Annotated in this window: 10 protein-coding genes; 4 read left to right on the forward strand and 6 right to left on the reverse strand. The window is 71.0% G+C overall.

Features of this window, described 5'->3' with window-relative positions:
- Window positions 1–37: 37 nt before the first annotated feature.
- The 5 genes from ACWEPG_RS00245 to ACWEPG_RS00265 all read right to left on the reverse strand — a co-directional run bounded on the left by ACWEPG_RS00245 (window position 38) and on the right by ACWEPG_RS00265 (window position 5,694).
- Window positions 38–691, reverse strand: a complete 654-nt coding sequence (locus ACWEPG_RS00245) for a DUF1707 SHOCT-like domain-containing protein (protein ID WP_450111994.1) — start codon at window positions 689–691, stop codon at window positions 38–40.
- Between the two features lie 33 nt (window positions 692–724).
- On the reverse strand, window positions 725–2,704 hold the full coding sequence (locus ACWEPG_RS00250) for a DUF2339 domain-containing protein (RefSeq protein WP_452593589.1): 1,980 nt from the start codon (window positions 2,702–2,704) through the stop codon (window positions 725–727).
- 67 nt (window positions 2,705–2,771) lie between these two features.
- Window positions 2,772–3,470 carry a response regulator gene (locus tag ACWEPG_RS00255; protein ID WP_452593590.1) on the reverse strand — a complete coding sequence of 233 codons (699 nt, stop codon included), beginning with the start codon at window positions 3,468–3,470 and terminating at the stop codon, window positions 2,772–2,774.
- Entirely contained in the window at window positions 3,422–4,591 is a 1,170-nt protein-coding gene (gene macS / locus ACWEPG_RS00260; protein ID WP_452593591.1) for a MacS family sensor histidine kinase, read from the reverse strand. The genes ACWEPG_RS00255 and macS overlap by 49 nt, the downstream gene beginning before the upstream one ends.
- A complete protein-coding gene (locus ACWEPG_RS00265) occupies window positions 4,588–5,694 on the reverse strand; it encodes an AI-2E family transporter (RefSeq protein ID WP_452593857.1) in 1,107 nt (368 codons plus the stop codon). Before ACWEPG_RS00265 ends, macS begins: the two co-directional genes overlap by 4 nt.
- Window positions 5,695–5,931: 237 nt before the next feature.
- Between ACWEPG_RS00265 and ACWEPG_RS00270 the strand changes: the two genes are divergently transcribed.
- On the forward strand, window positions 5,932–7,386 hold the full coding sequence (locus tag ACWEPG_RS00270) for an adenylate/guanylate cyclase domain-containing protein (protein ID WP_450112057.1): 1,455 nt from the start codon (window positions 5,932–5,934) through the stop codon (window positions 7,384–7,386).
- 52 nt (window positions 7,387–7,438) lie between these two features.
- Window positions 7,439–8,614 (forward strand): lysylphosphatidylglycerol synthase transmembrane domain-containing protein, encoded by a 1,176-nt coding sequence (locus tag ACWEPG_RS00275; RefSeq protein WP_450111990.1) that lies wholly within the window; start codon window positions 7,439–7,441, stop codon window positions 8,612–8,614.
- 100 nt (window positions 8,615–8,714) lie between these two features.
- Here ACWEPG_RS00275 and ACWEPG_RS00280 read toward each other — a convergent pair whose 3' ends face one another.
- Complete coding sequence (locus tag ACWEPG_RS00280; RefSeq protein WP_450111989.1) at window positions 8,715–9,407, reverse strand: FadR/GntR family transcriptional regulator; 693 nt, start codon at window positions 9,405–9,407, stop codon at window positions 8,715–8,717.
- 161 nt (window positions 9,408–9,568) lie between these two features.
- Here ACWEPG_RS00280 and ACWEPG_RS00285 point away from each other — a divergent pair, with 161 nt between their 5' ends.
- Together ACWEPG_RS00285 and ACWEPG_RS00290 are read left to right on the forward strand one after the other, a co-directional pair.
- Window positions 9,569–11,281 carry a 2-isopropylmalate synthase gene (locus ACWEPG_RS00285; protein WP_452593592.1) on the forward strand — a complete coding sequence of 571 codons (1,713 nt, stop codon included), beginning with the start codon at window positions 9,569–9,571 and terminating at the stop codon, window positions 11,279–11,281.
- 232 nt (window positions 11,282–11,513) lie between these two features.
- Window positions 11,514–12,065: a YceI family protein gene (locus ACWEPG_RS00290; RefSeq protein WP_450111987.1), complete on the forward strand. Its 552-nt coding sequence runs from the start codon at window positions 11,514–11,516 to the stop codon at window positions 12,063–12,065.
- Window positions 12,066–12,071 lie beyond the last annotated feature (6 nt).

The following is a 12,071-nucleotide window of genomic DNA, read 5'->3' on the forward strand; positions in this document are numbered from 1 at the left end:
CTGCCCGCGCGAACCGCGACGACGGGGAGCCGTCGGCTCAGCCGAGCATGCGCCGGAGGCCGGTGCCGAACGGGTGCTTCGCGGTGACGGAACCGAACCGCACCTGACCCCGGACGACCAGGTGCAGCGGTCCGATCGGCGGCCCGCTGCGCACCTTGTTCGTGGTGCTGCCGCCGACGGTCTCGACGCCGTTCAGATCGACGGTGGCCTCCGCCGGGACGATGAGCGTGACCGAGCCGCAGAACCCGTCGACCGTCACCTCCACGACCTGGGTCTGCATCACGGCGGAGGTGAAGTCGAGGGTGACGCCGGAGAGCCAGTTCTCGATGTGCAGCGTCGGGGGGACGGTCCACGCCCCCTTGCGGTTGACGCTGGTCATCTTCGCCCGAATCACATTCGACGCCGGGGCGGGCGGGTACGCGCCGGCCGACGCATACCCGGGAGTGCTGGACGGCTGGCCGACGGGCGGCGGGGTGCCGGGTGCGGACGGCGCGTCGTCGCCGACCACGCGGATCCCCGGCAGGTCGAAGAGCACCGCGTTCAGTTCGCCGCGGGTGCGGGCGGCCAGGGCGGTGTCCATCCGTTCGCTGAACTCGCCGAGCGAGAGCATCCCCTGCCCGACCGCCCGCTGGAGCAGCTGCCCCACATACTCCCGTTCCGCATCCGACACCCGCAGATCCCTCGCCTCCATACCGCACAGGATAGGCGCAGCGGGTGGGTGCACTCAGATTCCCGGTTGCTCGCGCTGCGCCCCGGTCGCGAAGGCCCGGGCGTAGCGGGTGCCCGCCGCCAGCAGCAACAGTCCGACCCCGATGAACGCCAGCACGCGGAACACACCGTCGAGCGTGGCGAGGTCGAACAGGAACAGCTTGGCCAGCGCCGCACCTGTCACCGCCAGGCCGGCGCCGAGCGCGAGGTGGGTGCGCTCCGGGTGCGTGAGTCCCCACCGCAGCATCGCGCTCGCCAGCACCATCCACGACAGTGTCGCGGCGCAGTGCCCGGCGATGAATCCCGGCTGCGCGCCGAGCGCCGCGACGCCCGCCGCCACCACGGCCGCCGTGCCCGCGTAGACGGTCACCACCCCGGCCGCGACCCACGCCGCGTCCGTCCGATCGGCGGCCGGCAATCCCACACCGCGGGCGTGCACGACGAGCAGCACCGTCACCGCCGCCAGCAGCATCCCGGACGCGATCACCGCCAGCGACGAGGGGGCGTCGGCGGCGGTCGCCAGCGCGGCCGGCGGTGCGGCCTCGACGAACAGGAGTCCGCCGAGGGCGGCGAAACCGAACCCGATCAGGAAGGCGATCCGGGACCGGGACCGGGCTCCGGCGGTGACCAGGCCGAGCGCCAGCACCAGCAGCGTCACCGGCAGTGCGTCGCCGGGGGTGGCGCCGATGCTCGCCTGGAGCACGGCCACCGCCGCGACCGCAGACAGGGCGACACGGGTGTGACCGGGCAGCGCGGGCACGGTCGCGAGGACCCCGAGTAGCGCGGCGGCCAGCGTGCACTGCACCGCCACCTCGGTCCACCGCGCGAGCACCCCACCGCTGAGCAGCAGGGGCAGCGTCGAGGCTGCGAGCATGGCGGTCGCGGTCACGTCGTCGGCGCGCCTGCGCACCACGATCAGCGACGTACCGACCCCGACGACGGCGACGGTCGCCGCCAGCGCGATCAGCGCCGCGACCGGACCGTTCACGCCGTCCCACCAGCCGCCTCCGCCCCAGGACACGGATGCGAACGCGGCGAGCAGCGCGACGACCACCGGGATCGTCCGGGCCGCATGCAGGTACGGCCAATCCCTGCCGAGCTGCGGCGCGAACCCGGCGATCTGCAGCAACACCAGGAAGGCCAGCAGGCCGATCGTGAGACCGTCGGCCAGCGCGGGCGCAAGGGCCGCGACCGCGAGCACGACGAGCGCAGCCATCGGCTGAGAGCGCCACCTGGTCGCCAGCACCATCCCGCCCGCGGCGATCGCGGCGGCGAGAGCCAGGCCGAGTGCCGGCGGCAGCCAGCCGTAATACGTCGTCGCGGCGACCACGTCCAGGAAGCCTCCGGCGATACCGGTGCCGGCCAGGGCGATCCCACCGACCCGGCCGCCGCTGCGGCCGAACACCCGCAGGCCCGCCCCGACCAGGGCCCCGGAGAACACCGCACCCGCGACCACGCGCGCGACCGGGCCGAAGAACCCGGCCTGCGCGGCGAGCACCAGCAGCATCACGACGCCGATCAGGGTGACCGCCGCCCCGGCCACCGCGAGGACCCGGCTGACCAGGCCGTCGCGCTGCCACCACGGGTCGCGGCGCGGCGGGGATGCCGACCGGGTCGGGTCGGAGCCGGCAACCGGAACGGGCTGCGACACAGCGGGACCGGGTGGCCGGGGCGGCTGCGCCACGTACATCGCCTGGGCCGGGTAGGTCGGCTGCACCGGGTACGGCACTGCGGCCGGATGCTGCATCGGTGTCGCCTGCGGTGCGGCCGTGGGCATCGGCATCGGCATCGGCATCGGCGCCGACGATTGCACCGGCTGCGGTGCGGAGACCTCGAGTTGCGACCGGAGCCGCGTCAGGTCCGCCGCTACCTCGTGGAGGTGCTGCCCGAGCGCACTGAACTGACCGGAGAGCCGAGCCACCAATTGCGGATCGATCTGGGAACCACAGGGATTGACCATGGGTCCCAGCATCGGGGCGCAGGTCGGCGTGGACATGAGTAGTCCTACCCGATCGGCACAGGGGTTTTCCGGCGACGTCTGCTAGGTCACTCGCGACCGGATCTCAATCGAGGCCGCGTTCGATGACGTACCGGGTCAGTTCCACCCGGTTGGCCAACTGCAGCTTGCGCAGCGTGGCCTGGACGTGGTTCTCCACGGTCCGGTGACTGAGCGAGAGCCGCGTCGCGATCTGCTTGGCGCTCAGGCCCTTCGCGACGAGTCTGAGCACCTCGGTCTCACGGTCGGTCAGGCGCGGTACGTCGACGGCGGTCTCTCCGGTCGTTGCGCCCGCGATGCGGCGGTACTCGCCCAGCACCAGTCCGGCCAGCCCGGGAGTGAACACGGCCTGCCCCGCGGCGGTGGCGTGGACCGCCGCGACCAGTTCGGCGGCGGACGCGCTCTTGACCAGGTACCCGGTGGCGCCGGCCTTGATCGCCTCCAGTACGTCCTCGCGCTCCGCCGACGCGGAGAGCACCAGCACCGTGGACGTCGGCGACGCCGCCAGCACCGCGACCGTCGCCTCGGCCCCGTTGCCGCCGGGCAACTGCATGTCCATCAGGACCACGGCGGGTCGCACTGCAGCGGCCCGCCGGCGCGCGGCGTCCACGCCGTCCGCGGTGGCGACGACATCGAAGCCCGCCTCCGAGAGGTCGCGGGCCACCCCTTCCCGCCAGATCGGATGATCGTCGACCACCATCACCGTCACCGGGTCCGTCACGTTCTCCCCCTCTCCGGCGCGCCTTTGCCCACCCGGATCTCCCATTCGACGCCCTCACCGGCCGCGGTGTCCAACACGGCGGTGCCACCGAGCGCCTCCACCCGGCCCAGGATCGACCGCGACACACCCATCCGGCCCTCGGCCTCCGCTTCGGAGAGCCGTCCCGGCGCGATCCCGACGCCGTCGTCACGCACCGACACGATTACCTCGTCACCGAGATCCTCAAGCAGGACATAGGCTTTCGCACCGCTACCGGCGTGTAGGGCGACGTTCGACAACGCGGTCCGGACCACCGCGGCGACTTCGTCCGCACGCACCCGCGGCATCGTGACCGGTTCGGCGGGCGCCGACACCGACACCGCGGTTCCGGCTTCGCCGCGCAACAGCGTCCGCAGGTCCACGTCCGCGGTGTCACCGGGAACCGGCGCCGCCTGTTCCGAGATCAGCTCCCGCAGCGCGACCTCCTGCTCACCCGCCAGAGTCGCCAACTCCGTTGTCGGACCGCCGATCTCGGCGCCGCGCCGGCGGACGTAGGCGAGTACCTGCAGCACCCCGTCGTGGACTTCGCGACCCAACCGCTCACGTTCCTCGGTCGCGGCGGCGAGGCGGGCGGCCCGTTCGAGTTGTTCCTGGGACCGGCGTGCGGTGTTCGCCGCCATGCCCACCGCGAGGCCGACGGAGAGCAACACCGGCGCGGTGGCGTCACGGGCCAGGTCGAGGTCGATCTGGCCGCGCACCACGGCCCCGGTCGCCGCGATCACCAGCCCCGACAGCACCCCGACCGTCGGTCCGCTCAGGATCGCGGCGGAGATCACCGCGTTGGTCGCCCACAGCGTGGTGGGCAGGCTCTGGTGGGTGGAGTACCAGTCCTGGTCGGCGACCAGCCGGGTCGCCGCCATCGCGCCGACCACGAAGCACTGATCGGCGACCACCCACCACCGGCGCCGCGTGGTGTCGCGGGACAGCGCGACCGCGGCCACGCCCGACCACACCGCCATCAACGCCACGAGGACCCAGCTCAGCGTCGGGCGGGTGTACTCCGCCACCGCGGTCATCTGGTAGCCGACGGCGTACACCAGGGTCGCCAACCGGAACACCTGCGCCGCGCGCCAGAGCGGCGCTGTCGCCCGTGAGCCCTTCCGGTCCCCCTGAGGGAAAGCGCTCACGGCGGCGGGTCCGGGGTGGCCGGAAACAGCGGCAGGGTCGGATCCGCGACGTCGACCTCGTCGGGCACCTCGCCGGGGTCCGACGCAAGCAACGACCGGATCGCGGTGTTGAACACCGCGACGATCGGGACCGCGAGCAGTCCGCCGACGATCCCGGCGAGCACGATGCCGGTGGTGATGGCCAGGACGACGGCCAGCGGGTGCAACCGCACGGCCCGCCCGAGCAGCAGCGGCTGCAGCACGTGCCCCTCGAGCTGCATGATGCCGATGATGATGCCGAGCGTGATCAGTGCGGTGATCAGCCCCTTCGACACGAGCGCGACGAGGACCGCGACGAAGCCGGTGACGAACGCGCCGACGATCGGGATGAATGCACCGACGAACACGAGCGTCGCGAGCGGCAGCGCCAACGGCACGCCGAGAATCGCGAGCCCGGCGCCGATGCCGACGGCGTCGGCGGCCGCAACAACCACGGTCGCGCGGGCGTATCCGACGAGGGAACCGAAGCCCTGGCTGCCGGCGAGCCGGACCCGCTCCCGCGACCGCGACGGCACAAGACCGGTGACGAACCGCCAGATCTGCTCACCGCCGTAAAGGAAGAAGACGAGGGTGAACAGGGTCAGCGCGGCCCCGGTCAGCAGTTCGCCGATCACCCGGCCGGTTGTCAGCGCCCCGCTGGTGACCGCTTGCTTGTTGTCCTCGATGACACCGACGACCGAGTCGCCGGCGTGGCGGATCTGATCTTCCGAGAAGTGGAAGGGACCGTCGGTCAGCCAGTCCTGGATCTGGTCGACCGAGTGGGTGAACTGATCGGTCAGCGCGGGCAGCCCGGCGACGAACTGTTCGACCACGAACGTCATGATGCCCGCGACGACACCGATGGCGGCGATCAGCACCACCGCGACGGCGGCCGCGCGCGGCACCCCCCTGCCGTGCAGCCAGTCGACGAGCGGGTGCAGCAGGGCGGCGGCGAGCAGCGCCAGCGCGACCGGGATGACGACCGTGTCGAGTTCGACGACGATCCACCCGAGCGCGAGCAGGCCCGCGAACAGGACCAGCAGCCGCCATGTCCATTCGGTGGCGAGGCGGATCCGCGGATGCACCGAATCGGCGTCTCGGCGCGCCTCGCCGCGGGGCGGGAGGGTCCGCGGCGGGTCGTTCGCGGTCACCTCGGCGAGCCTACGGCGCGTGGCCGCGGTTTCGCGGGAGGAGCGCCGCGGCGCGACACTGGGGACCTCCGGCTCTGCTGGGGTACACGACGCCCCGCTAAATTGGTCGCTGTGCTGGCATCCTCCTACCGAGCGGTCGCGCTGACCATGCGCAGTCGTTGGCCGCTCTACATGGGGTCGATGATTCTGGCCAACTTCATCGGCGCAGTACTGGTACTGGCGTTCATCCGGTACGGGCTTCCGATCACCGAGTCCGACGCGATCCTCGAGGATCGGGTGCGCAACGTCGTCATCTTCGGGATCTACCTCGCCCTCGCCGGGGTCGTCAGCCTCGGCGCAGCGGCGATGATGCTCCGGTCGGTGATCCGCTGGCAGTTGCGGGGCGGCCCGCCCACCCGCAGCGAGCAGATGGCGGCGCTGCACGCCCCGTTGCGGCAGGCGATCGTGCACCTGATCCTGTGGATCATCGGCGGCATCCTGTTCGTGATCCTCACCGTCTCGGAGATGCCGGAACTGGCGGTCGCGGTGATCGTGACGGTCTGCATGGCCGCGACCACCACGTTCGGCTTCACCTACATGCTCGGCGAGCGGATCTTGCGGCCCGTGGCGGCGCGGGCGTTGTCCGAGGGCCGGTTCGACCGCACCCTCGCGCCGGGCGTCGGCACCCGGATGGCGATGACGTGGGGACTGGGCACGTTGATGCCGGTGATCGGCATCATCCTGCTTTGTGCGACGCAGCTGAGCACCGACCTGCAGTTCTCGACGAATGCGCTGGCGATCGCGGTGCTGCTGCTCTCCGTGATGACGATCACCACGGCATTCGTGCTGTCGATGCTGACCGCGAGTCAAGTGTCCGATCCGATCCGCCAGTTGCGGCGGGCGATCGAGCGGGTGCAGCGCGGCGCGACGGATGTGCAGGTCGAGGTGTTCGACGGCTCCGAGATCGGTCGGCTGCAGGTCGGGTTCAACCGGATGATGCAGGACTCGGCGGAACGGCGCGTGCTGCGCGAACTGTTCGGTCAGCACGTCGGTGAGGACGTGGCCCGGCGGGCGCTGCAGTTCGGTACCGAGCTGGGCGGCGAGACCCGGTTCGTGGCGGTGCTGTTCGTGGACATGGTCGGCTCGACCGGCGCCGCGGCCGAACGTCCACCCGGCGAGGTGGTCAGCCTGCTCAACGAGTTCTTCCGGGTCGTGGTCGACGTGGTGGACCGGCACCACGGGTTCGTCAACAAGTTCATGGGCGACGCGGCTCTGGCGATCTTCGGTGCCCCGCTGGACCGGCCCGACGCCCCGACCGCGGCACTGGCGGCGGCGCGGGAGCTGCGGTTCGCCCTCGACGGCATCACCGCCCTCGACATCGGCATCGGCGTGTCGGCGGGCCTGGCGGTGGCCGGGAACATCGGTGCCGCGGAGCGGTTCGAGTACACGGTGATCGGGGACCCGGTCAACGAGGCGTCGCGACTGACCGAGCTGGCGAAGATCCACCCCAGCCGGGTGCTGGCGTCGACGAGCGCGCTGTACTTCGCCGACGAGGAGGAGCAGTCCGAGTGGGAGCTCGGCGACCAGGTACAGCTACGCGGCCGCAACCGCGTCACCCATCTGGCTTCACCGGTCCAATACCCGTAACCAGCGGTTCGCGGTGCGGGGCGATCTCGATCCGATTGGCTACGCTGGCCTGGTGGTGACGCCGCAGCCCGACCCGACCGGGGGTACCCCTCACACTCGGGAGGTGCCTCGGTCCGGCCGTGTCCGCGGACGATTCTGGTGGCTGAAGTGGGTCGCCGGTGTCGCTCTCGTGGTGCTGCTTGTCGCCGAGGGCGTCTACCTGTGGCCGCGGCTGCACGACTCGTGGCGGGCGCTGACCGAGATCCACTGGGGTTGGCTGGCTGCGTGCGTGCTCGCCCAGGCCGTGTCGCTCAGCGGGTACGGGCGGGTGCAGAAGCAGTTGCTGCACGCAGGCGGAGTCGACGTGGGACAGCCCAAGTCGGTCGCCGTGGTGTACGCGTCGACGGCGATGGCCGTCACGCTGCCTGCCGGGCAGGTGTTCTCCACCGCGTTCACCTACCGGGAGACGCGCCGCTGGGGCGCGAATCCCGTGGTCGCGTCCTGGCAGCTGGCGATCTCCGGCGTGATCGCCGGCATCGGACTGGCGCTGATCGGGTTGGGCGGCGCGCTGCTCGTCGGCGGCTCCGTCAGCCCGGTGACGCTGCTGCTGTCGGTCGTCGGCCTGATCGCGCTGGTCCTGGCGGTCCGCTACGTCTCCGCACACCCGAGTGCGATCGAGGCCGCCGCCGGGTGGGTCCTGGTCCGCGTCAACCGGATGCGCTCGAAGCCCGCCAACGCAGGGATGCACGCGGTGCGCGAGACGCTCACCCAGCTCGAGTCGGTGCGATTGGGCAAGCGGGACGGGCTGATCACCGCGGGCTGGTCGGCGGTGCACCGGATCGCGGATGTCGCATGCCTCGGCCTGGCGTGCTGGGCGATCGGCGCGAACCCGACGCTGTCGGGTGTGCTGATCGCGTTCGCTGCGGGCAAGGCGGTCGCGACGATCCCGCTGGCGCCGGGCGGGCTGGTGTTCGTCGATGCCACCTTGATCGCGACGCTGACGACTGCCGCCCGGATCAGCGCCTCGGAGGCCGTCGCGGCGGCGTTCGTCTATCGCGGGGTGAGCTTCATCCTGGTTGCGATCATCGGGTGGATCGTGTTCGCGTTCCTGTTCCGCGGACACCACCACGAAGACCTCGAGTTCGACGTCGAACTCGAACGCCGTGAGCAGCGTGAGCAGTTCGGGTTCGAGCAACCCGAGCGCCGGCTGACCGCCCGGGACGACGGCACCCCCACCGACCCCGCCTGACCATCTCCCACCCCCTTACCAAATGTGGGATTCGGTCGGCCTGACTGACCGAATCCCACATTCGGTCAGTCGGGACTGGTGTGTATCCGACGGCCGGGGTTCACTCACCGGGGCGGCGGACGGCGGCGAGCATCGCATCGAGGTGCGCGCGACAGGTTGCGACCGCGCCTTCGATGTCCCCGGCGGCGACGGCCTCGACGAGGGCGCGGTGGTCGTCGGCGTCGGGTTCGGGATCGTGCGCGCGGATCCCGAGCAGCTCGACCATGTCGACCATCGCCTCGGTCAGCCGTGGCACGAAAGTCTCGAACAGCTCGGCCAGCACCGGGTTGTGGGCGGCCGCGACGACGGCGCGGTGGACCTCGATGTCGGCCTCGACGAACGCGCGGTCCCCGAGCGGGAACGCCTCCTCACGTCGGGTCAGCGCCCGGCGCATCGCGGCGACGTCGTCGGTGGTGGCGCGGGATGCCGCGAGTCGCGCGGCCTCGACCTCGATGGCGTTGCGGACCTCGACGACCTCGGCTATCGCCTGGCCCCGCAGCACCGCCTCCCAGGTGACGACGGGTGTGGTCCGTTCGACGAAGACACCGGCGCCTTGGCGGGCCCGGAGCAGTCCCTGTCCGGTGAGCATCCGCAGGGCCTCGCGGATGGTGGAGCGCCCGACGCCGAGTTCGGCGGCGAGGGTGGTCTCGCCGGGCAGCTTCGTGCCGACCTCCCATTCCCCTGCGGCGAGCCTGCCGAGCAGTCGGTCTGCGGCCTGGTCGGCGAGCAGGTTGCGGTGCAGCGGGGCGGCCACTCGAGACTCCTCGGGTTGTCAGACAAGTTGTTCGGGTCTAGCCTACCTTTCGTGGCCGTTCGTGGACTGCTCCTCGACCGCCGCGGCGGGATCTGACCGGACCGGCACCCCGCCGCGGGGTTCGATCGTGCCGGTCGTCCGATCCGACCCGGAGTGCCGCCATGAACGTCAACCGTCAGACCCCGTCCCCGATGCCGTCGTACCGCTATCGCCCGCACACCGAGCGGGTGACCGTCCCCATCACCGAACGCCACTGGCCCACGAATGAATTCACCGCGCCTCCCCTGTGGGTTCCGGTCGACCTGCGGGACGGCAATCAGGCACTCGCCGAGCCGATGGACCCCAGCCGCAAGCGCCGCTTCTTCGAATTGCTGGTCGCGATGGGCTACAAGGAGATCGAGGTCGGCTACCCCTCGGCCAGCCAGACCGACTTCGACTTCGTCCGCGCCCTGGCCGAGCAGGACCTGGTCCCCGACGACGTCACGATCGTGGTGTTCACCGCCGCCCGCACCGACCTGATCGAGCGCACCTACGAGTCGGTGCGCGGACTGCCGAACGTGGTGCTGCACCTGTACACGGCAACGGCACCCACGTGGCGGGACGTCGTTCTGGGTCACGGCCGGGAGTCGTTGCACCGCTTGATCATCGATGCCGCCGCGGATGTCGCCCGCGGCGGGGACGCGCAGCCCGGCGTCCGCTTCGAGTTCTCCCCCGAGGTGTTCAACCTGACCGAGCCGGACTACGTCCTGCAGGTGTGCGACAGCCTCACCGACCTGTGGGACGCCAGCCCGGACCGGCCGGTCATCCACAATCTGCCTGCGACCGTGGAGATCTCGACGCCGAACGTGTACGCCGACCAGATCGAGTACATGCACCGGAATCTCGCACGCCGGGAGTCGGTGATCCTGTCGGTGCATCCTCACAACGACCGCGGCACCGGCGTCGCGTGCGCCGAACTGGCGGTACTGGCCGGCGCCCAGCGGGTCGAGGGTTGCCTGTTCGGCAACGGGGAACGCACCGGGAACGTGGACCTGGTGACGCTCGCCCTGAACCTGCATGCGCAGGGTATCGACCCGATGATCGACTTCTCCGACATCGATTCGATCCGACGAACGGTGGAGTACTGCAACAGGATCGACGTCCATCCTCGGCACCCGTACGGCGGAGACCTGGTGTACACCGCGTTCTCCGGGACCCATCAGGACGCGATCAAGAAGGGCTTCGCCCACCACGCCGCCGCGGCCGCAGCGGCGGGCGTCGACCCGGACGAGGCGCCGTGGGACGTGCCGTACCTGCCGATCGATCCGCACGATGTCGGCCGGGACTACGAGGCGGTGATCCGGATGAACAGTCAGTCCGGCAAGGGCGGCATCGCCTACCTCCTGCAGGCGGGGTACGGGGTGGACCTGCCCCGCGGGCTGCAGATCGACTTCGCCCGACACGTCCAGCGCGCCACGGACGACAGCGGCGCCGAGGCGACGGCGGTGCAGCTCTGGAAGTTGCTGCGGGACACCTACTCCCACCATTGTGGCCTGCAATGGTGGGCAGTCGAGCACGTCGCCGACGGGGACCGTGTGCGCGTCCGCGCCACGCTCGACGACCTGATGCTCGACGGCGAGGCCACCGCGCCCGGTCCGGTGGATGCGCTGACCGAGATCCTGGCCGGACACGGACTCGCGGTGGAGGTGCTGTGGATGACTCAGCAGTCCGTTGGCTCGGGGCGCGACGCGGAGGCGGTGACCTTCGTCCAATGCCGGGTCGGTGACCACAGCGCGTGGGGCGTCGGCGTCGACCGGTCGGCGACGGCGTCGAGCCTGCGCGCGACCCTGGCCGCCGTGCACCGCGCCCGGGCAGCGGCCCGCGTCGCGGCCTGAGCCCGCGCCGGAGTCGGCCCAGCCCCGAGCCCCGCCCCCACCCCCGCCCCCGCCCCCATTTGACCGAATGGGTCATTCGTTCGTCCTGACTGAACGAATGACCCATTCGGTCAGGCACCCGGGCGACCCGCCTCAGTGATGGAGGTCACATCGGGTTGCGGGAAGCGTTCCGCGAGTGGCACGGTTGAACCTGCCAGTGCTTGAACATTCAACTACTCGCCAAGGAGCCTTCATGACCACCGCCATCGCCCTCCCGACCCTGACCGCCGGCACCTGGGCCATCGACCCGACCCACTCGACCGTCGGCTTCAGTGTCCGGCACCTGATGGTCAGCAAGGTCCGCGGCCGTTTCCAGGACTTCTCCGGTGCGATCACCGTCGCCGAGGACGGCACGCCTGCCGTCGAGGCGCAGATCCAGGTCGCGTCCATCACCACCGACAACGAGCAGCGCGACGGCCACCTCAAGACCGCCGACTTCTTCGACGCCGAGCAGTTCCCGACGGCGACCTTCAAGTCCACCGGCGTCCGCGCGAAGGGTGACGACTTCGTGGTCGTCGGCGACTTCACCCTGCACGGCGTCACCAACGAGGTCGAGCTGAAGATGGAGTTCAACGGCGTGAACCCGGGCATGGGCAACGGCCCGGTCGCCGGCTTCGAGGCCACCACCGTCATCAACCGCAAGGACTTCGGCATCTCGATCGACATGCCGCTCGAGGGCGGCGGCGCCGTCGTCGGCGACAAGATCACCATCACCCTCGAGATCGAGGCCGGCCTGCAGGCCTGATCGACC

It is taken from the genome of Rhodococcus sp. NPDC004095, assembly GCF_053604015.1.

Excerpts from the sequence above, each read along its gene's own strand:
- ACWEPG_RS00270 (WP_450112057.1), top strand. The coding sequence starts at position 5,932 with ATGGGGTCGATGATTCTGGCCAACTTCATCGGCGCAGTACTGGTACTG.
- ACWEPG_RS00245 (WP_450111994.1), bottom strand. The coding sequence starts at position 691 with ATGGAGGCGAGGGATCTGCGGGTGTCGGATGCGGAACGGGAGTATGTG.
- ACWEPG_RS00255 (WP_452593590.1), bottom strand. The coding sequence starts at position 3,470 with ATGGGAGATCCGGGTGGGCAAAGGCGCGCCGGAGAGGGGGAGAACGTG.
- ACWEPG_RS00250 (WP_452593589.1), bottom strand. The coding sequence starts at position 2,704 with ATGTCCACGCCGACCTGCGCCCCGATGCTGGGACCCATGGTCAATCCC.
- ACWEPG_RS00290 (WP_450111987.1), top strand. The coding sequence starts at position 11,514 with ATGACCACCGCCATCGCCCTCCCGACCCTGACCGCCGGCACCTGGGCC.
- ACWEPG_RS00285 (WP_452593592.1), top strand. The coding sequence starts at position 9,569 with ATGAACGTCAACCGTCAGACCCCGTCCCCGATGCCGTCGTACCGCTAT.